The sequence below is a fragment of the Tolumonas lignilytica genome, assembly GCF_000527035.1.
Taxonomy (GTDB): Bacteria; Pseudomonadota; Gammaproteobacteria; order Enterobacterales; family Aeromonadaceae; genus Tolumonas; species Tolumonas lignilytica.
The window spans coordinates 1,810,001-1,831,119 of sequence record NZ_AZUK01000001.1; the positions used below are offsets into that span (position 1 = coordinate 1,810,001).

Sequence of the window (21,119 nt, forward strand, 5' to 3'; positions counted from 1 at the left end):
CTTACATTCTGTAGCAAGGTTAACCGAATAGGGGAGCCGTAGGGAAACCGAGTCTTAACTGGGCGACTAGTTGCAGGGTGTAGACCCGAAACCGGGTGATCTAGCCATGGGCAGGTTGAAGGTGCCGTAACAGGTACTGGAGGACCGAACCCACTAATGTTGCAAAATTAGGGGATGACCTGTGGCTAGGGGTGAAAGGCCAATCAAACTCGGAGATATCTGGTTCTCCCCGAAAGCTATTTAGGTAGCGCCTCGGACGAATACTACTGGGGGTAGAGCACTGTTTCGACTAGGGGGTCATCCCGACTTACCAACTCGATGCAAACTCCGAATACCAGTAAGTACTATCCGGGAGACACACGGCGGGTGCTAACGTCCGTCGTGAAGAGGGAAACAACCCAGACCGCCAGCTAAGGTCCCAAAGTACTAGTTAAGTGGGAAACGATGTGGGAAGGCTTAGACAGCTAGGATGTTGGCTTAGAAGCAGCCATCATTTAAAGAAAGCGTAATAGCTCACTAGTCGAGTCGGCCTGCGCGGAAGATGTAACGGGGCTAAACTAGTCACCGAAGCTGCGGATTTGCCGAAAGGCAAGTGGTAGGGGAGCGTTCTGTAAGCCTGTGAAGGTGTGTGGTAACGCATGCTGGAGGTATCAGAAGTGCGAATGCTGACGTGAGTAACGTTAAAGGGAGTGAAAGACTCCCTCGCCGGAAGACCAAGGGTTCCTGTCCAACGTTAATCGGGGCAGGGTGAGTCGGCCCCTAAGGCGAGGCTGAAAGGCGTAGTCGATGGGAAGCGGGTTAATATTCCTGCACTTTTTGTAACTGCGATGAGGGGACGGAGAAGGCTAAGTAGGCCAGCGGTTGGTAGAGCTGGTGAAAGGTGGTAGGGAAGTACGGTAGGCAAATCCGCTGTACTATATTCCGAGAGCCGAGACGAAGTGACTACGGTCATGAAGTTACTGATGCCACGCTTCCAGGAAAAGCCTCTAAGCTTCAGGTTACAAAGAACCGTACCCGAAACCAACACTGGTGGTCAGGTAGAGAATACCAAGGCGCTTGAGAGAACTCGGGTGAAGGAACTAGGCAAAATAGTACCGTAACTTCGGGAGAAGGTACGCTGATGTTGGTGAAGAGATTTACTCTTGGAGCGAATGTCAGCCGCAGTGACCAGGTGGCTGGGACTGTTTAACAAAAACACAGCACTCTGCAAACACGAAAGTGGACGTATAGGGTGTGACACCTGCCCGGTGCCGGAAGGTTAATTGATGGGGTTAGCGCAAGCGAAGCTCTTGATCGAAGCCCCGGTAAACGGCGGCCGTAACTATAACGGTCCTAAGGTAGCGAAATTCCTTGTCGGGTAAGTTCCGACCTGCACGAATGGTGTAACCATGGCCACGCTGTCTCCACCCGAGACTCAGTGAAATCGAATTCGCCGTGAAGATGCGGTGTACCCGCGGCTAGACGGAAAGACCCCGTGAACCTTTACTACAGCTTGACACTGAACATTGAACCTACCTGTGTAGGATAGGTGGGAGGCTTTGAAGTGATGACGCTAGTTGTCATGGAGCCGTCCTTGAAATACCACCCTGGTATGTTTGATGTTCTAACCTTAGCCCGTTATCCGGGCCAGGGACAGTGTCTGGTGGGTAGTTTGACTGGGGCGGTCTCCTCCCAAAGAGTAACGGAGGAGCACGAAGGTGGGCTAATCACGGTCGGACATCGTGAGGTTAGTGCAAAGGCATAAGCCCGCTTAACTGCGAGACGGACAGGTCGAGCAGGTGCGAAAGCAGGTCTTAGTGATCCGGTGGTTCTGAATGGAAGGGCCATCGCTCAACGGATAAAAGGTACTCCGGGGATAACAGGCTGATACCGCCCAAGAGTTCATATCGACGGCGGTGTTTGGCACCTCGATGTCGGCTCATCACATCCTGGGGCTGAAGTTGGTCCCAAGGGTATGGCTGTTCGCCATTTAAAGTGGTACGCGAGCTGGGTTCAGAACGTCGTGAGACAGTTCGGTCCCTATCTGCCGTGGGCGTTGGATGATTGAGTGGGGTTGCTCCTAGTACGAGAGGACCGGAGTGAACGAACCGCTGGTGTTCGGGTTGTCATGCCAATGGCACTGCCCGGTAGCTAAGTTCGGAAAAGATAACCGCTGAAAGCATCTAAGCGGGAAACTTGCCACGAGATGAGTCATCCCTAGGACTTTAAGTCCTCTGAAGGGCCGTTGGAGACGACGACGTTGATAGGTGAGGTGTGTAAGCGTAGTGATACGTTGAGCTAACTCATACTAATGACCCGAGAGGCTTAACCATACAACACCCAAGTGGTTTCAAACCCCAATGCTTGTTTGACTGATTGAATGATAGCTTTCCAATGAACCGAATATGCCTGGCGGCGATAGCGCGATGGAACCACCTGTACCCATTCCGAACACAGAAGTGAAACGTTGTAGCGCCGATGGTAGTGTGGCATTCGCCATGTGAGAGTAGGACACTGCCAGGCACCGAATTAATGCGAAGACCTTGACTGGGTGACAACGGTTGAGCGAGCATGAAGGAAAACGCGGAGTGGTAGTTCAGTCGGTTAGAATACCGGCCTGTCACGCCGGGGGTCGCGGGTTCGAGTCCCGTCCACTCCGCCAATAAAATGAAAAAGCCCTGAGCAGTTGCTCAGGGCTTTTTGCTATTCAGTCGACAGCAATAAGGAGCAGCTGTATGCGGGTTCTGGTCGTTCGGAATGACAAAATTGGGGATTTCATGCTGGCGTGGCCTGCATTTGCCATGCTGAAACAATCCTGTGATTGTGAAATTACTGCTTTAGTTCCGAAATACACAGCACCTCTGGCCGAATTGTGTCCATGGATTGATAAGGTCCTGATTGATCCGGGGAAGAATGGTTCTAAACAAGACCAAGCAAAACTGTTGACGCAGATACGACGCCAATTTGATGCGGTTGTGACATTGTTTTCCACAACGCGGATTGGCTGGTTAGTTTGGCGCGCAGGGATTCCTTATCGTCTGGCTCCTGCGACCAAACTGGCGCAAATTTTTTATAACCATCGTCTGACACAACGTCGTTCACGTTCGGAAAAACCGGAATATGAATATAATTTAGATTTGATCCGACGTTTTCTGCACGACCAGCAATTATCTGTTGTTGACCCGGCACCACCCTATCTTTCTTTCCCTCATGAGCAATTGTCTGCTATCCGTCTTCAGATAGCGAATGAACTGAATATCAGCTCATCCGTTGGTTGGTTGATGGTGCATTGTGGCAGTGGTGGCTCGGCGAATAATTTGTCGTTAGAACAGTATGCAGAACTGGTTATGCTTCTGCAGAAAGCTAAGCCGAATTGTTGCGTGGTTCTGACAGCAGGGCCTGGTGAAGAGACAAAAACGGCTGAACTGGCTGAACTATTACGCCAAAAAGGTGTGCAGGCAGTTGTTTATGTATCGACAGAAGGCTTAGTACGTTTTGCACAGGTACTAGCGAACGCCGAGCTGTTTGTTGCCGGCAGTACCGGTCCATTACATATCTCGTCTGCATTGGATGTACCTACTGTGGGTTTTTTCCCGCAACGTCGTTCTGCTACACCATTGCGTTGGCGACCACTTAACAGTGATGGCCGTCATCTGGCTTTTTCTCCACCGGAAGGTGAATTCAGTGAACAAAATATGAGTCTTATCAGTATGCCTGAATGTGCACAAGCCATCGCAAAATGGTGGGGCGGCTGGGTCTCTGAAGACAAGCCTGATTAATCAGGCTTGTTTTTTTGTTTTCGCGACCAGAGATCGGCATATTTCACAAAGGTGGAGTGTGCGGATAGGACAGAGAGTAAAAAACCAGCTTTTCCATCCAGGAAGCCTGTTCGCAACAGGTACATCCGCAGGAAGCAGCCAATGGCGTGTATGATCCCCTGCCACAAACTGGTTGTTTTTCCCTTTGCTTCGCGCCCATCAGCCCATGCTTTTGCATAGCGTGCTGATTTAACGAGGTAATGTTCTAGATTTTTATACGGGATATGCAGCAAATCACCGGTGAGTGGTTTAAGTGCTATCTGGTTGTTTATTTCTACTTTTTCATGGACTAACGCGGCGTTATAGCGCGTTAGCCGGGTTGGATAAAAACGGATCACTCGGTCGGGATACCAGCCACAGTGACGGATATAACGGCCGAATACCCAGTTTAGGCGGGGAACTGTATAGGCAACATTCTCTGTCGGGTTGCTGAGTATGCTCTGGATACTTTCCTGCAATTGCGGTGTGACACGTTCATCGGCATCCAGCCAGAAACACCAGTCACTGCTGACGCGTTCCTGTGCCATTTGACGTTGGCGCCCATAACCCTGCCAGCTGGGCTCTATTTCATATTTAGCATTAAATTCAGCGGCAATGTCAGCGGTATTATCACTGCTGCCGGAATCCAGAATAACGATTTCATCAACCCATCCGGCAACGGATTGGAGACAGGCTCGCAGGTTTTCCCCTTCATTTTTGACGATCAGGACTGCCGCAACGCTTGCTTTACTCATCATGAACCTTTAATTGCAGGAAAATCTTGCAGCAGTTTATCAAATCCAGCCTTCACTTGTTCTATTGTGATCTGTTGCATCGCGGAATCGTCTTTTAACCGGGTGCGCCAGGCTAGTTCGCCAACCGGCTTACCGGTTTGTGCGGTGATGAGCGATTCATAAACGCTGACAACGTAGGGGCGACACAGGTAGGGCCCCGTACGTTGAGGATTATGGTGTGCATATAAACCGAGGACGGGAATGCCGGCTGCAGTTGCCATGTGTGTGGGGCCTGTGTCGGGTGCCAGCACCATGCTGGATTGTTTAATCAACGCCATCAGTTGCTTAAGATTCGTCTTACCAATCAAACTGAGGGGATTGCTCTGGCTGAGATTGCAGATTTCTTCTGCCATTGTTCGTTCCAGTTCACTGGGGCCGCCACACAGGATAACTTGCAGACCGTGTTCGGCTGCATAATCGGCGAGTGCGGCATACCCGGTGGTTGTCCAGTTTTTGAAGGCTTTACTGGCGGCAGGACAGATTAGCAGTGTCGGTTTGTTTTGTATTTGCTCCTGCGCCCAGGCATCGTCTGTTGTTGATGTGGGAATATACCAGCGCGGGGTGAGATCCTGTATACCCAGCGTCTGAGCAAACGCCATGAAACCGTCGAGTACGTGCAGAGAAGTCGGTGATGTGACTTTGATATTGGTGAACAGGCTTTGGCCGTCACCAGCGCGTTGTTTGTCAAAACCGAGTCTGATTTTGGCTTTGATCCCCAGACTCAACACACTGGCTCGCAGGGCGCTCTGCATATGCAACAGGGCATCAAACCGGATGGAACGAAGCTGACGCCAAATCTGCAGGTAACCTTTTAGCCCGGCTTTTTTATCGAATGCGATCACGTCGATGCCGGGTAGATCCCCAAGCAATTGCGCTTCCATTTTCCCCATGATCCAGACAATCCGGGTTTGTGGCCACTGGCGTTGAATGGCCTGTACCATCGCAACTGCGTGGACACAGTCACCGATCGCAGAAAGACGAATAAGGCAAAGGGCTTTGGGAGGGCTGGAAAACAACGGCATAGCAATGACAGGCATGATTGATTATATCGGCATTATGCGTTGTGGTGACAGGATTGTAAAACAGCATCATTTTTATCGATTCAGTGACTTAGTTCGTTTTTTCTCATATTGAATAATCGGAGTAAAAACTTTTGTAACTGAAACATGGCACAATGGCAGACAGATAATTTGCATTGGCTTTTAAATCAGTAAAGAGGCGGTGGTTGTGAAATATTTGGTTGTGCAAACCAAGCAGATTGGTGATGTGCTGGTATCTACCGCCCTGTGTGACAATTTGAAAAAACATGACCCATCTGGTGAGGTGCATTATCTGGTGATGGATTACTGTGCGGGCATGGCACAAGGCAATCCACATATTGATAAGGTGATCCAGATTGATAAATCCCAGCGCAACTCCTGGCGTTATATGTGGCCATTACTGAAACAGTTACGGCAGGAAAAATATGATGTTGTGGTCAATAGTCAGGGACAAATGATTGGTTTGCTGACGTGCTTGTTCAGTGGTGCGCGCATCCGGATTGGGTTCGATTCTTTTCCCTGGCGGCTGGGACATAACCGTATCGTTCACTTTGGCCGTGATACGGAACATCAGGGAAACTGTTCCCTGCTGGATGATCGTTTTGCTCTGCTGAAACCGCTGGGATTACAGCGGGAAGACCGGGCTTATCATCTCTGGCTGAGTGATGCTGAAATCATGGCAGCGAAACAGCAGTTAGTGTTAGCCGGCGTGGATTTGCAGCGACCATTGGTAGCCATGGGGGTGAACTCCCTTGGTGCTTATAAGCGCTGGGCGTTGGATTATTTTGCGCAGGTAGCCCAATGGTTGATGGAACAATATGGGGCGCAGATCCTGATTTATGCGGCGCCGAATGAGCGAGACTATAACCGGCAATTAAAACCATTATTGCCGACACAATGGCAGCCCTTTGTATTTGATCAGATTGAAACAGCGAATGTGCGGGGGTTGGCGGGTCTGATGGCGCATTGTTCGTTATTTGTCGGCAATGATACCGGCCCGCGGCATATTGCTCAGGCGCTGGATCTGCCACTGTTGACCATAGTGGCACCCAAGGGAGCTAAAATTATCGCGAATCCGATCAATCACCCGCGTTATCGGGCGATCGATGTCTGGGATGTGATTGGCGAATCACAAAAACAGCAGTGGCAATCTGTTCTGGAGAAGGATGGCGATGATCAAGCGCTCTTTCGTTTGCTGACACCACAGCATGTGATGGCGGCTCTGAGCGCACTCATTGAGGAGCAGAATCCGGGTATGCATACACACCCGGTATCTTAACTATACGGTTTATACCCGGTCGGTCAGGTTGTTCAACGCCTGCCAGACCTGATCTGGCGGTAATTCCTTCAGACATTTAAGATGACCCAGCGGGCATTCTCGCTTGAAGCAGGGACGGCAAACAATATCAGTGTGAACGATTTGTACCTTGTCAGCCAGTGGCGGAGTATAACCTGGTGAGGTCGAACCATAGACGGCAACCAGCGGAGTTTTGACTGCAGCTGCGATGTGCATGAGACCCGAGTCGTTACTGACGACTTTGGTGCAGGCGGCCAGCAGATCGATGGCTTCCTCCAGCGACGTTTTCCCTGCCAACAGATGGCAGGATGCCTGTAGTTCAGCGGGCAAATGCTTTTGAATGGCGCTAGAAACCGATTGATCCTTGTTGGAACCGAATATCCAGACTTGTCCACCTGCTGCAATCCAGCGTTGGGCTATTTCGGCATAATGCTGCTCCGGCCAGCGCTTGGCTGGGCCGAATTCGGCTCCAGGACAAAGCCCCAAAACCGGTTGTTCAAGCGATAATGCCAGCCGAGTCAGAGCCTGTTGCTGTTGTTGCGAATTGACTCGAAGAGTAGGAAAAGGGATACCCTGCAGATCCACCGATGAACGCATCTGGCTGGCAGGGAAGGCCAGTGCCAGATAACGCTCCACCATCAGCGGAAAGGCGTTCTTATTGCGCCGCAGGTCATTCAATAAGCCATAACGGCTTTCACCTTTCCAGCCGGTGCGCGTTGGAATACCGGCAAACAGCGGAATGAGTGCCGACTTCAAGGAGTTGGGGAGAATGATGGCTTGCTGATACTGCTGTTGTTTCAGCATACGGCCTAATTTCCAGCGTACACGTAAGTTGAGATCACCATGACCGAGCGGCATTTCAATGGCGTGATCCACCTCGGGCATCCGCGACAGCAGCGGCAGACACCAGCGCGGAGCCATGACATGCAATTCCATATCCGGCTGCTGTTCTTTCAGGGTGATATAGAGGCTTTGCGACATCACCATATCGCCAACCCAGGATGGGCCGATTATCAGGGTTTTCATCGATAAGTTTTCAGATTATATATTGCCAGCATATTAATAGACTATGTTAGTCCATTGCTCTCTATTTCTTGCCACCAAGTCAGAATTTGTTGTGGCAATTCTGCCCATGGCAAGGCATTGATATCTTCTGGTTGACGTTTTTCAGCAAAGACAACACGACTGGTTTTGGTATTTGGTCCCCATTCTGCAAAATTAATGGGGTCGGGATTATATAAACCCAATATGGGGGTATTGAGCCCTGCTGCAATATGGATGGTCGCGGTATCGACAGAGATTAAACCTTTAGCCTTCTTGATTTGAGCGACTACATCCGAAATAGTCGTGCTTTCTGGATAACAAAATGTGCGGGGTAGTTGGCTGCATAATTGGATGATTTTTTGTTTATTGTCTGGTGAAAATAATAAACAGAACCGGACATCACTGGGTAACGTGTTATCTAATGCGTGTAGCAGTCGCTGAATACTTTCCGTAGAAAGCCGTCTGGACTGGCCGCTTCCAAAAGGATTGATTGCGATAACCGGGTTTGCTGGCCAATAAGGTGTGATTGCCTTCTGGCTTGCAGGACTATACGGCAATAAATAATCGGTTTGGGGTGATGAGACACCGCAAACTTTCACTAATTCAGCAAATTTATGACAAAAATGAAGACCGGATGTTTTCTGACCAAGCTTGATATTAATGCATGCGAGCTCATCATCTAAACCTGCCACATACTGACTTGCGATCATGCGAATGAAGAAAATATCTTTCATCTTGAGCTGTTGCCCAAAATGGACGAGTAAATCAATTTGACCTATTTGTTTTGCCAGATGTGCTAATTGACGATAATTGGTTCTTTTCGGGCATTCATAGACGATGTCGGCCCCAAAATGTTCCTTGAACAACCAGGCCATGGCAGGAGAGGTGATCACTTCAATACTTGCTGCTGGATATTGTTTTTTCAGTTCTCGGAAAATCCATGATGATACGATCGCATCACCCAGCTTGGCATCCCAGCGGACCAGAACGATTCGCTGAAGATGCGGGATAGGGAGTGGTGCTATGCGTGGTTTATCAAATAGGACACGTCCTAGTGCTCTTCGGAACTGATCGCGCCCCAGTTGCAGACGCGATTTTAGATATGGAAGGATGGTTCTCATTTCATGGCAATCTGTATTTTTATACCGAGGCGAGAGATATCTTTTGTGTATTGGCATACTGAGCGGAAAATAGCATGCACACACTAAAAGAATAAAAAATAATTCCGGAGTTATGATTTAAAAACGCCTGACTAAGGCAATAGTCGATGGTGGAAAGGATAAGAATAATACCGCATGCAGCGATAACTGTTTTTTCAGGATCAGATGAGGATTGGTTCAGTTGCTGTTTAAATATAAATAACGGCAGCAAGAACAGGACGAGTACAGCGGCTAAACCGATCACACCACGTTTTGCCATTTCATCGAAAAATTGATTGTGAGCATGGGTATTCGCATCATAAGCGTCTTTACTGATAAAACCGGCATCGTATTGCTGCTTTTGTGAAATGCGAACACTGTGATTGCCCCAGCCGAATATGGGCTTTTTAGCAAAGCTATCGAGTGCACTTTTCCAGAATTCAAAGCGTAGCCCCAGCGAGGTGTTTGTTGTTTCGCCGGAAACATACTGACTGATATCCTGCTTGGCGGCTTCAATGCGTTGCGTGACACCACTTTGTGGAATGAGACAAAATACCACTAACAGGCAAAGTGTGGCGGTTAAAATTAATTTCGCGCGTTTGGATAACCAACACTCAAAAATACGATAACCGACAAATAAGGTCACGGGTAACAACACCCAGCCGCCACGGGAACCGGATAACAGGCTGCCTAAAATCCCCATAATGCTGGCTACACTGAAAAAACAGAGATAGCGATATCGCATGGTTTTTATGGCCCACATGACGCCACATAAACTAAACAGACCAAGCGACATACTGATATCGCCCCCCTGAATCGGAGTGATCCATTCAAATGCACGATCGTATCCTGAGATCTGACGATCCCAGATCGCATGGAGGCCTGCGGCAATGGCGCCTGTAGCAATGCCATTCATCATCCAGAGAAAACGGGGAGGATAGCGTAGGCAAAGCAATAATATGGATACTGTCATTAGTGCTCGACTCGGGCGATCGAACTCTTTGATGGTGCCGCCATCCCATACAATGGAGATGGCCTGAATGACGACGTAACTGAGTAGCGCCAACAAAATTAACTGAGTGTGCGTATCCAACACCGGATATTTTTTTCTGTTTATCAGAATGGGCAATGACAGTAGTAATAAAACTGATGGACCATAGGAATAACCGCTTGGAATACAGATACAAAGTGCACCGAATAAGAAATAGCAGAGCTGGATTATCCAGTATTTTGTTTGTTGATTATTTTGGATCATTTCACTTTCCGAAAGAGATAGTTTCCACGGATTTTTCGCCACAGCCCAAACACATCAGTTTTCGGAAAAATAGCGATACGGCGGATGGCCCATTTATCCTGGTGCATAGCCAGCGGGCCAGAGTTGGTGGCGACCGCGAATTGATAGCCGCTGTCGGCGACGATCTGTTTGCTGGTTTCGTTATAGTCGCCGTAAGGATAGGCGAACGTCGTCAGCGGATGGCCGAGTAACTGTTCGAGTTGTTGTTTATTCTCTGTAATTTGACGACGTTGTTCATCGTCATTCAGTTGACTGAGACGTGGGTGGGTCAGAGTATGCCCGCCTATTTCGACATGACCACTGGCAGCGAGTGTTTTCAGTTCATCGCGGGTCATCAGCGATACGGGGCGATCCGGATTTTCGCTGACGTCGACGTCCCAGCGGTTGTGATCTTCACCGGTGACGGCGAACACCACGGCTTTGAAATTATATTTCTGCAACAACGGCAACATCAGTGTCAGGTTATCGCGGTAACCATCATCGACGGTGATGATGACGAATTTCTTGCCCGGCTGTAAGCGGTGGATAAAACCGTGCGTAGCCAGATCCTGAAAGGTCAGCGTCTCATAACCAAGGCGTTGCAGCAGTTTGAAATGCTTCTCCAGCATGTCGACGGGCAGCCAGGTGCCATGCACGCCTTTCTCGCTGTCATGCTGAATGAAACGGTGATACATGATCACTGGGACTTCGCGTTGCCGGGTATAGATGTAGGCATCCTGATAGACGCTTTCCAGAGCCGCAACGACGCTGTCGAGCTGGTATTCGCGCTGGATCTGCTGACAGACGACGGGGTCGCTTTGTCGCAGCAGAACACCTCGTGTGAGTTCGTTTTTCAGCGCAGGAAAATCGATATCGAGATCTTTCGGGCCGATGTCACCGAAATTACTGGCCAGTGCCTGTGGCAGATTTTCTGCCGTAATGATGCCAATTGCTTTGGCCTCACCGATCGCCAGGGTTGGTCGCCCGCAAAGCAGGGCTTCCATGGCAACCCGACCGGCGCCGATCACCAGATCGGCCTGTTGCATGCGGGCGGGAATGTCCTGTACGTATCCGACGAAGGCGACTTGGTTCTGGAAACGGGCAAAACGCTCCGTCACCTGACTGCCGCTGATCACCTGCACCTGATACCGTTCCAGATCGATGACCTCATCCAGCAGACGATAGCAGACATCGCCTTTGGGACCGGTGAGTCGGCCGACGATCATGATCAGCGGCTTGTCATTTTGCGGTGGTGCGATAGCGGTGAATTTATCGGTTTCGATACCATTGCGGATCACCTGTATTTTGTCGGCCGCTACGCCGAGGGAATCGATCAGCTGCTGCTTGATGTCTTCGCAGACGGCCACTGCCGCATAACCCAGGGCATGGAATGCCTTGCGGGAGGCATGGACCGGCTGGCGGCCATGGACGGTGGTGATCATCGGGGTGCCAGTCAGTTTGCAGGCGACATAACTGCTCCACCCGGCAGCGCGACTGTGGGCGTGCACGAGCTGGATGTGATGCTTTTTGATCAACCAGATGAGATAGGCCACATGCCAGAAACGGCGCGGAATGCTGCGTTTGTTAAAGCGCAGCTTGAAGTAGCGTCCTTTCGTCGGTTTGGTCAGCGTATCGGATACGAAAAAGACCTGATGGCCTTTTTCGATCAGTTTGTCACCGATGGTAGTGGCATAGACTTCCGCCCCAGTTACTTCTAACTGGGAGAGGGCCATCAGGATATTCATGTATCAACCTCGCAAAGCGGGGCCTGAGACCCCCGAACCGCTTTATTTATTCAACCACGCCATGTAGGCGGCAACGCCTTCGGCCACGGTACGGAACTGGACATCACAGCCCGTGGCGCGCAGCTTGGTCAGATCGGCCTGGGTATAACTCTGATAACGACCTTTCAGGTGATCCGGGAACGGGATGTATTCAATTTCCCCTTTACCGTGATATTTGACGACCGCTTCGGCGACATTCTGGAAGGGCTCGCCACGACCGGTACCACAGTTGAAGATACCGGATTTTTCCGGGTGATTCAGGAACCACAACACGACCTTGGCCACATCTTCGACATAGACGAAGTCGCGGGTCTGACCGCCGTTCGGGAAGCCGTCACAGCCTTCGAACAGTTTGACGTTTTCGCCCTTCAGCACCTGATTGTTCAGATGGAAAGCGACGCTGGCCATGCTGCCTTTGTGCTGCTCGCGCGGACCATAGACGTTGAAGTATTTCAGGCCGACGATCTGGCAGTCGGTTTCCGGCATGATACGACGCACATATTCATCAAACAGGAACTTGGAATAACCGTAGACGTTCAGCGGCTGTTCAAAGCGGCGATCTTCGATAAAGTTGTCGTTGCGACCACCGTAGGTTGCCGCAGAGGAGGCGTAAATGAACTGCACGCCATATTCAAGACAGTAATGCAGCAGGTCTTTGGAGTATTCGTAGTTCACATCCATGACGAACTTGCCGTTCCACTCGGTTGTTGCGGAGCAGGCGCCCTGATGCAGAATGGCACTGATGCCACCCCATTCCTCAAAATGGTCACCGGAAACGATGCGGGCAATAAACTCGTCTTTGTCGATGTAATCGGCAATGTCTAAATCGACCAGATTGACGAACTTGGTACCGTCGGTCAGATCGTCAACCACCACGATGTCTTTCCGACCGGCTTGGTTCAATGCTTTTACCAGATTACTGCCGATAAAACCGGCGCCACCAGTTACGATGATCATGTGCTATCGCCTCGCAGACGTTATCTAATGTTGTTCAGTTTCCACTGAGATTATGCGGGTAGTTTACCATATTTAACGATCGCTGCAGTTTGTTCTGTCAGCGACGCCGGGTTCCGGATGCAAACGTGTGCAGGCGCGTCCGTCGGCGTGGAACAGATGACAGCGCGTGGCCGGCAAACCGACCTGATAAGCGGTGCCTTCAACGACTTCGGCCACATCGTGATGACGGTAAACCAGCGGTGTTTCTAATCCGTTCAGTAACAGATGAATGTGCGTTTCATTGCCGAGTTGTTCGACGACCTGAATTTCACCGGACAGGTGATGTTCGGCTTTTTCGGCATCCAGTAAGTGTTCGGGGCGAACACCCAGGATCATCTCATCACCGGCCGTGACGCTGGTGCCGTCGACGGGCAGCCAAAGCAGGGTTTGACCGTCCAGTTCAACTTGCACCCGCTCTTTTTCTGCCGCTTTGACCGTGACCGGTAAAAAATTCATTTTCGGGGAACCGATAAAACCGGCCACAAAACGATTGGTGGGGTAGTGATAGAGCTCCAGCGGAGTGCCCACCTGGGACACCTGGCCACCATCCAATACGACGATTTGGTGGGCCAGTGTCATGGCTTCAACCTGATCGTGGGTGACATAAATCATGGTGCAGCCCAAGCGTTTGTGCAGCTTGGCCAGCTCGATACGCATCTGTACCCGCAGCGCAGCATCGAGGTTGGAAAGCGGTTCATCCAGCAGGAAGACATGCGGCTCGGCCACCAGTGTCCGGCCGATCGCGACGCGTTGCCGCTGACCGCCGGAGAGTGCTTTGGGTTGCCGTTCCAGCAAATGATCTAATTGCAGAATTTCAGCGGCCTGCTGTACGCGCTGGGCAATTTCGAGCTTGTTGGTGCCGGCCAGTTTCAGGCCAAACGACATGTTGTCGGCCACCGACAGGTGCGGGTAGAGCGCATAGGATTGAAACACCATGCCGACACCGCGTTCGGCGGGCGGGATGTCATTCATGCGCTGTTCGCCGATAAACAGATCGCCGGAGGTAATGTCTTCCAATCCGGCAATCATGCGTAACAGGGTGGATTTACCACAGCCAGATGGGCCAACGAAGACGACGAATTCGCCGTCGTTGATGGTGAGATTAATATCTTTGGAGATGGCGTTCTCGCCAAAAGTTTTGCAGACATTACGCAGGGTTACACCCGCCATACCAGACTCCTTTTACGACGTGTTGCTGCTGGTTAAGGTCAGACAGTGTGCCTGTAGTTGTCGCTAGAGGAAATCGTGAAAGCATTTTTTTGCGAGGTTTAAAGGTTTTTGGCAGAGGAATGGCCTGATATTGCATCAGGCCAGGAAAGCTTATTTGCGGGGCTGGATACTGTTGACAAAGGTTGGTCGTGCGCTTTTCGAACCAAGGTGTTCGGCTTCTTCCACTAACGTCATGGCTCGGGTCATGTCGCCTTTCGTGACAGCTTGTTTGATCTGTTGATTGAAATAGGCTTCTGTTTCCGGCAACAGGGCGGTGGTCGCTGGTGCGACGCTGGTGGACGTTGCCACTGGCACCGCTGTGGCAACGTCGGTCGGGTTGCTGCCAATGGTCACGGCGTCATTATTGCGTTCGGTGGTGACCCGCAGGCTCAGTTTTCCTTGGGTTGAATGCTGGGCAATCGGATCAGGAATATTAGGCGGTTGGTTCCCGGTGGCCTTGGCATAGGCTTTGGCGGCTCCTTCCAGCGAAGTGGTTTTGCTTAAATCTTGCGGGGTGGTGTAAATCAGCAGATAAATATTTTTTTGTCCGGGGGCTGGTGCCAGTTTAATGGTGCCTTCCAGTCGATCGCCGGTAAACAGCGAGGCAGGCTGATAGCTGAACTGATTACTGGAGTAAAACGCGGCAGGTTGTTGTTGCTGATCCAGCACCAGAATATTGGGCGCAAACACTTGCTTGTTGTCGATTAGGCTGCGCAGCCGCAGGGTCAGGGTGCCGTGATCGGCGGGGAGTTGCAGCGCCAGCACGTTGCCACTGATCTGATTCAGCGCCATGCTCTGGCCTGCGGTATCCATGTCAAATTCGGTATTTTTACCGGCGGGCAGCGTTTGCCAGTGAATGGCTTGTAACTGTGTTGCCGTGATAGCCGGTGCGGTGGAGACGTTATCTTCTGTGGCGGAAACAGGGAGTGCCAGGCTACCCAGCGTAAACGAGATCAGGAATGCAAGCGTGGTGTATTTCATAACAGCGACCTTATATCAGACGATAACAAAACAAATCGCCGGCTCAACCGAGCCGGCGTTGAACTATTACCACCAAGCTTCGAATTGAGCGCCGAAGGTGACCTGGTTATGGTCAGCCAAACTGCCTGCGCTTGTGCCGAAATTCTCATTCCATTTCGCATAGGTGGTGTACAGGCGGATTGCAGGACGAGCCCAAATGTTGTTGCCGGCTTGCCATTGTTGCGCCAGTGTTACTTTGTACTGGTGGTTCTGTTCGCTGGTGGCTTGATCTTTCACGTGATCATAGCCAGCTTCCAGCAGGGTACTCATAATCGGTGTCCATTTGTACATCGGACGGAGACCGGCACTGTACCAGGTGCTGCCGCTGTGGTTGTCCAGGTTGGTATCCTGGTATAAACCAACGTACATCATTTCCCATTTGTCGTTCAGGCTGATGGCACCGTGGTCAATTACGCGAACCATTTTACCTTTGTTGCTGGTGCTGGCGCCCTGAGAGTGACCATTGTTCCAGGAAGTCATCGCATCAGTTGCGTATTGCACCACAAATTTGTTGAAGCCACCCATCATGCTTTGAGTGTGTTCAGCCGTTGCCATCACACCGCTTTTTGATGCGCCGTCAGCCAGAGAGTAGTCTTTGGCTGTGTTGGCGTGACCATAGTCAACACCCAGTTCCAGCGTGCCGCCCTGATTGGTTGCCAGATTAGCTAAGCGAACGTCGAAGATGTCGTTATTAACATCTTTGGTTTGAGTTGCGCCGTTGATAAACGCACTGGAGCCGCCGCTTTCAGTATCACGAGTTACGGCAGCAGACAATTTACCAAAGCCCAGATCCATGTTTTCCAGACCGGCACCTGGGCCAGAGATATCCCAGTAGTAGAAGTCGATCATGTGAACGTCATGACGCTGATAGAAGCGTTTACCTGCCCACAGGGTTGAACCTGGTAATGCCGCAATCAGGTTTTTACCCTGTACGTTCATTTCACGGAAAGCCGGGTTGGTAGATTCCCAGTCATTTTGTTGTGACACAGAGTAGGCCACGTTGCTATCCAGAGCGAAAACCTGATCGCCGTCTTTATACAGATCTTGGCCCAGTTTCAGTTCAGAATAGGTTTCACATTCGTTACCCAGACGGTATTTGGCACCTGCACCTGCCAATTTGTGACACTGTTGCTCGCCACCACTGCCAGTCCAGCCGATACCGGAACGGGCATAACCGTGAAAATCGACGGCCATGGCTGAAGCTGAAGTCAGCACGGCACCAATGGCCAGAGCCAGTGGCATTTTTTTCATCAGATGATGCATCATTGTTGTTTTTCTCCTTGCACTTGGCGTTGAGATTGGCCCGGGTGAAACACGAGGGTTCCGGGCCAAGGTAAGGGCTAGATGCCCAATTCTTTATGCAAACGGCGACAGGCTGTGCCGTCTTCACGGAACAGATGGCAACGATGAACCGGCAGTCCGATTTCGATCGGCGTGCCTTCTTCCACCAGGGCGACGTCGTTATGGCGATAGACCAGGTTTTGCTGGATGGTTGGCATCTGGACATGGATCTGGGTTTCATTGCCGAGCTGTTCGACGACACTGACTTCACCGCGCAGACGGTATTCGGCGTCGTCACCGGGCAGCAGATGTTCCGGGCGGATACCGAGCGAGAGCATGGTGCCCGGTTGCAAATCACGGCCCTCAACAGGGATCCAAAGCTGTTGCTGATCGTGCAATTCAACCTGAACCCGTTCCGCTTCGGCGGCGATGACCTTGACCGGCAGGAAATTCATTTTCGGTGAGCCGATAAAGCCGGCGACGAAACGGTTAGCCGGATAGTGATAGAGTTCGAGCGGTTTACCGACCTGTGCGATGCGGCCACCGTCGAGTACGACAATTTTGTCGGCCAGCGTCATCGCTTCGACCTGATCGTGGGTCACGTAAATCATGGTGCTGCGCAGACGCTTGTGCAGGCGGGCGATCTCAATGCGCATCTGTACACGCAAGCCGGCATCCAGATTCGAAAGAGGCTCATCCAGCAGGAACACCTGCGGTTCGGCGACCAGTGTTCGACCGATAGCAACACGCTGGCGTTGTCCGCCAGAGAGGGCTTTAGGTTTGCGATCCAGCAGGTGTGCCAGTTGCAGCACTTCCGACGCATGGTTGACCCGTTGCTGGATCTGCGGTTTTTCGGCACCGGCCAGTTTCAGACCAAACGACATGTTGTCGGCGACCGACAGATGCGGATAGAGCGCATAAGACTGGAACACCATGCCGACACCACGCTCGGCTGGTGGCACTTCATTCATGCGGCGATCGCCGATCATCAATTCACCGGCACTGATATCTTCCAGACCGGCGATCATGCGCAGTAAGGTGGATTTACCACAGCCGGACGGACCGACAAAGACCACAAACTCGCCGTTATTGATCTCCAGATTAATGTCTTTGGAAATCGCTACCTCGCCGTAGGTTTTGCATACATTACGCAGTGTCACGCCCGCCATGAGTTACTCCTTACCACTACTACCACTGAACCGTTCCGCATTGCCTGTGCAACCGGATTACTGACTGAGATGCATAGTGAGGCGTGTTGACGAGGACGAAATCCTCCGGTGGAGTACTTTTTTGAGGGGGATGAGATGGGTGGAGGAGGTTGGAGGAAAACCCGGAGGGGAGCGCGAGGACAACGAAATATTGTGAGGCTGACCTCAATCTCGATACGCATTTTTGTTGCGCCAGCGCACAAAATCTATGGTTGTGTCGACTGGGTCACATAAAACGGGGGGAGGGGCGTAGAGAGGAGGAGGATGCTGGACTAGCTACGCCATTGCAGACTGTGTACCGCTGCCGGAAGAGAATGAGTCATCCCCTGTGCTCAGTGACAGTGATTAACACACTTTTCCGCCACATTTATCCATGCGAAGTGTTATGCCATTCAAGAAGGACGTGACAATGAAAAAGATAAAAACCCTGGCCCTGACCGCGTTAGCCGCTCTGGTGATTTCAGCTCCGGCCATGGCCAAGCTGCAGGAAGGAAAACTGGTTATCTGGATCAACGGTGACAAAGGTTACAACGGTCTGGCAGAAGTCGGTAAGAAATTTGAGCAGGATACGGGCGTTCCGGTAGTGGTGGAACATCCAGACAAGATGGAAGAGAAATATCCACAGGTTGCAGCTTCTGGTGATGGTCCGGATATCGTGTTCTGGGCTCACGACCGTTTTGGCGGTTATGCGCAATCTGGTCTGCTGGCTGAAGTTCATCCTTCCAAAGAGTTGAGAGCTAAAATGTTCCCATTCACATGGGATGCCGTTCGCTTTAATGGCAAGCTGATTGGTTATCCGGTCGCCGTAGAAGCGCTGTCGCTGATTTACAACAAAGATCTGATCAAGACACCGCCAAAAACCTGGGAAGAAATTCCTGCTTTAGATAAAGAACTGCGTGCGAAAGGCAAGAGTGCCATCATGTGGAACCTGCAGGAACCTTACTTCTCCTGGCCGCTGCTGGCTGCGGACGGTGGTTATGCCTTCAAGGCCACTTCCAGTGGTTATGACGCGAAGAATGTGGGTGTGAACAATGCGGGTGCACAAGCCGGTCTGCAATTCATTGTGGATATGGTGAAAAACAAACACATCTCTGCTGACGTGGATTACTCCATCGCCGATGCGGCCTTCAACAAAGGTGAAACCGCGATGACCATCAATGGTCCGTGGGCGTGGAGCAACTCCGACAAGAGCGGTATCCACTATGGCGTTGCTCAGTTACCAACTTTCAAAGGCAAACCATCGAAGGCTTTCGTCGGTGTGTTGACGGCCGGTATCAACTCTGCCAGCCCGAACAAAGATCTGGCGACCGAGTTCTTGGAAAATTATCTGCTGACCGACCAAGGTCTGGATCAGGTGAACAAGGACAAACCACTCGGCGCGGTTTCTCTGATGTCTTATCAGAAGAAACTGGAAGCGGACCCACGCATTGCGGCCACCATGGCCAACGCGCGTGAAGGTGAAATCATGCCTAACATTCCGCAGATGACCGCGTTCTGGTATGCCGAGAAAAACGCAATCGTCAATGCGACAGCTGGTCGTCAGTCAGTGAAAGCCGCATTGGATGAAGTTGCAAAACAAATGACGAAGTAATATCCCCGCTCGTCAGTAGTCGTAAAAGAGGGCGGGCTGCCGCCCTCAGTTGTAATTAGACGGAGTGTCTCATGCAGTTATCTGTTGCCCATCCCACTCCGCCGCGCCTGCCACAGAATCAGAAGTGGTGGCGCAGCGCGATGTTTACCCGTTCGTTACTTGGCCTGGTGGCTGTGCTGAATGGCTATTTAATTGTGCAGATGTACGCGCAGCGCGAATATCTGTTTGCGATGTTGACGTTACTGTTGGTTGGAACCGGCTTGTATCTGTTTGCCAGTCGCAAAGCTTACTCGTGGCGTTATGTCTATCCGGGTCTGGTGGGCATGGGGCTGTTCGTACTGTTTCCGTTGTTTTGCACAATCGGTATCGCCTTCACCAACTTCAGTGCCGTGCATCAACTTAGCTTTGAACGGGCTCAGACTGTGCTGCTACAGCGCCAGTTCCAGAGCGGCAACACCGTGAATTTTAACCTGCTGGGCAGTGATGGCCACTGGCAACTGCAACTGCAGGATGACGCGCATCAGCAAGTCTTGTTATCGGCGCCGTTTGCGCTGGACAAGCAACCACAGCGCTTAACGATGGTGCCGCAAACCGCGGATGCCGGTTTAAGCAAAGCACCGTTGAAAGTGATCACCAAAAACCGTCAGGCACTGGGCCAACTGACTGCCGTGATGCCGGATGGCAGCGAGCTGGTGATGAGTTCATTACGGGAATTTTCCGGCATCAAGCCGCTGTACAATCTGCAAAGCGATGGTCGTGGGTTGTTGAATAACCAGACCGGCGTGCTCTATCTGCCAAACAATGCGACCGGTTTTTATCAGGCGGTCGATGCCAAGGGACAATGGGTTAACGATGCACGTCTGAGCCCTGGCTACACCGTGAATATTGGTTGGGCTAACTTCCTGCGCGTATTGCAAGATAAAGGCATCCAGCAGCCGTTCATTAAAATCTTTATCTGGACGGTGTTGTTTGCCAGCTTAACCGTGCTGTTTACGCTGGCGGTGGGCATGGTGCTGGCCTGTCTGGTGCAGTGGCAGCCGTTGAAAGGCAAGGCGGTGTATCGGTTACTGCTGATCCTGCCGTATGCGGTGCCCGGCTTTATCTCGATTCTGATTTTCAAAGGGTTGTTCAACCAGAGCTTTGGTGAAATCAACATGCTGTTGCAGCAGATGTTTGGTATCAAGCCGGAGTGGTTCACCAATCCGATGTTGGCCAAGGCCATGATCCTGATCGTCAACGTCTGGCTGGGTTATCCGTACATGATGATCCTATGTATGGGGCTGTTGAAGGCGATCCCGGATGACCTGTATGAAGCGTCAGCGCTGGATGGCGCGACCCCAGGGCAGAACTTCTTCCGCATCACGCTGCCGCTGCTGATCAAACCGCTGACACCGCTGCTGATTGCTTGCTTTGCCTTTAACTTCAATAACTTTGTGTTGATTCAGTTGTTGACCAATGGTGGCCCGAACATGCTGGGCACCAGCACGCCGGCCGGTAATACCGATCTGTTGGTGAGCTACACCTACCGTATCGCGTTTGAAGGCAGTGGCGGACAGGATTTCGGTCTGGCTGCCGCGATTGCGACGTTGATTTTCCTGCTGGTCGGTGCGTTGGCTGTGCTGAACCTGAAAGCCAGCAAGTTAAGTGTGGAACAATAAGGAGCTGTT

General features: G+C 51.3%; 15 protein-coding genes, 1 tRNA gene and 2 rRNA genes (1 of these 18 cut by a window edge). 7 read left to right on the forward strand and 11 right to left on the reverse strand.

Annotated features, from left to right (window positions below):
* The 4 genes from H027_RS0108505 to H027_RS0108520 form a co-directional block, all read left to right on the forward strand.
* A 23S ribosomal RNA gene (locus H027_RS0108505) occupies positions 1-2,312 on the forward strand (it extends 575 nt beyond the left edge of the window).
* Between the two features lie 75 nt (positions 2,313-2,387).
* Positions 2,388-2,502, forward strand: a 5S ribosomal RNA gene (gene rrf, locus H027_RS0108510).
* A gap of 62 nt (positions 2,503-2,564) precedes the next feature.
* A tRNA-Asp gene (locus H027_RS0108515) sits at positions 2,565-2,641 on the forward strand.
* 73 nt (positions 2,642-2,714) lie between these two features.
* A complete protein-coding gene (locus H027_RS0108520) occupies positions 2,715-3,758 on the forward strand; it encodes a glycosyltransferase family 9 protein (protein WP_024872036.1) in 1,044 nt (347 codons plus the stop codon).
* Here the strand turns inward: H027_RS0108520 and H027_RS0108525 are convergent.
* The gene (locus H027_RS0108525; protein WP_024872037.1) at positions 3,755-4,531 is read right to left on the reverse strand and encodes a glycosyltransferase family 2 protein; all 777 of its coding nucleotides are present in this window, start codon (positions 4,529-4,531) and stop codon (positions 3,755-3,757) included. The two genes, H027_RS0108520 and H027_RS0108525, sit on opposite strands and share 4 nt — an antisense overlap.
* On the reverse strand, positions 4,531-5,592 hold the full coding sequence (locus tag H027_RS0108530; protein WP_024872038.1) for a glycosyltransferase family 9 protein: 1,062 nt from the start codon (positions 5,590-5,592) through the stop codon (positions 4,531-4,533). The genes H027_RS0108525 and H027_RS0108530 overlap by 1 nt, the downstream gene beginning before the upstream one ends.
* Before the next feature lie 205 nt (positions 5,593-5,797).
* Between H027_RS0108530 and H027_RS0108535 the strand changes: the two genes are divergently transcribed.
* Positions 5,798-6,889 (forward strand): glycosyltransferase family 9 protein, encoded by a 1,092-nt coding sequence (locus tag H027_RS0108535; RefSeq protein WP_024872039.1) that lies wholly within the window; start codon positions 5,798-5,800, stop codon positions 6,887-6,889.
* 9 nt (positions 6,890-6,898) lie between these two features.
* On the opposite strand, the gene waaF is transcribed toward H027_RS0108535, so the two are convergent.
* From waaF to malK (H027_RS0108580), 9 genes are all read right to left on the reverse strand, one after another.
* Positions 6,899-7,933 (reverse strand): lipopolysaccharide heptosyltransferase II, encoded by a 1,035-nt coding sequence (gene waaF / locus H027_RS0108540; RefSeq protein ID WP_024872040.1) that lies wholly within the window; start codon positions 7,931-7,933, stop codon positions 6,899-6,901.
* Between the two features lie 41 nt (positions 7,934-7,974).
* Positions 7,975-9,072 carry a glycosyltransferase family 9 protein gene (locus tag H027_RS0108545; RefSeq protein WP_024872041.1) on the reverse strand — a complete coding sequence of 366 codons (1,098 nt, stop codon included), beginning with the start codon at positions 9,070-9,072 and terminating at the stop codon, positions 7,975-7,977.
* 19 nt (positions 9,073-9,091) lie between these two features.
* The gene (locus tag H027_RS0108550) at positions 9,092-10,345 is read right to left on the reverse strand and encodes an O-antigen ligase family protein (RefSeq protein WP_024872042.1); all 1,254 of its coding nucleotides are present in this window, start codon (positions 10,343-10,345) and stop codon (positions 9,092-9,094) included.
* Positions 10,342-12,108, reverse strand: a complete 1,767-nt coding sequence (locus H027_RS0108555) for a bifunctional glycosyltransferase family 4 protein/polysaccharide deacetylase (RefSeq protein ID WP_024872043.1) — start codon at positions 12,106-12,108, stop codon at positions 10,342-10,344. The genes H027_RS0108550 and H027_RS0108555 overlap by 4 nt, the downstream gene beginning before the upstream one ends.
* A gap of 42 nt (positions 12,109-12,150) precedes the next feature.
* A complete protein-coding gene (gene rfaD, locus H027_RS0108560; protein ID WP_024872044.1) occupies positions 12,151-13,104 on the reverse strand; it encodes an ADP-glyceromanno-heptose 6-epimerase in 954 nt (317 codons plus the stop codon).
* A gap of 72 nt (positions 13,105-13,176) precedes the next feature.
* Complete coding sequence (malK, locus tag H027_RS0108565) at positions 13,177-14,313, reverse strand: maltose/maltodextrin ABC transporter ATP-binding protein MalK (RefSeq protein ID WP_024872045.1); 1,137 nt, start codon at positions 14,311-14,313, stop codon at positions 13,177-13,179.
* 150 nt (positions 14,314-14,463) lie between these two features.
* Positions 14,464-15,333 (reverse strand): maltose operon protein MalM, encoded by an 870-nt coding sequence (gene malM / locus H027_RS0108570; RefSeq protein WP_024872046.1) that lies wholly within the window; start codon positions 15,331-15,333, stop codon positions 14,464-14,466.
* Positions 15,334-15,399: 66 nt separating this feature from the next.
* On the reverse strand, positions 15,400-16,638 hold the full coding sequence (locus H027_RS0108575) for a maltoporin (RefSeq protein WP_272912536.1): 1,239 nt from the start codon (positions 16,636-16,638) through the stop codon (positions 15,400-15,402).
* Between the two features lie 74 nt (positions 16,639-16,712).
* Positions 16,713-17,822 (reverse strand): maltose/maltodextrin ABC transporter ATP-binding protein MalK, encoded by a 1,110-nt coding sequence (gene malK, locus H027_RS0108580; RefSeq protein WP_024872048.1) that lies wholly within the window; start codon positions 17,820-17,822, stop codon positions 16,713-16,715.
* A 448-nt stretch (positions 17,823-18,270) separates the two neighbouring features.
* On the opposite strand from malK (H027_RS0108580), the gene malE reads away from it, so the two are divergent.
* Positions 18,271-19,452 carry a maltose/maltodextrin ABC transporter substrate-binding protein MalE gene (malE, locus tag H027_RS0108585; protein ID WP_038149229.1) on the forward strand — a complete coding sequence of 394 codons (1,182 nt, stop codon included), beginning with the start codon at positions 18,271-18,273 and terminating at the stop codon, positions 19,450-19,452.
* A gap of 71 nt (positions 19,453-19,523) precedes the next feature.
* Complete coding sequence (malF, locus tag H027_RS0108590; RefSeq protein ID WP_024872050.1) at positions 19,524-21,110, forward strand: maltose ABC transporter permease MalF; 1,587 nt, start codon at positions 19,524-19,526, stop codon at positions 21,108-21,110.
* Positions 21,111-21,119: the final 9 nt, after the last annotated feature.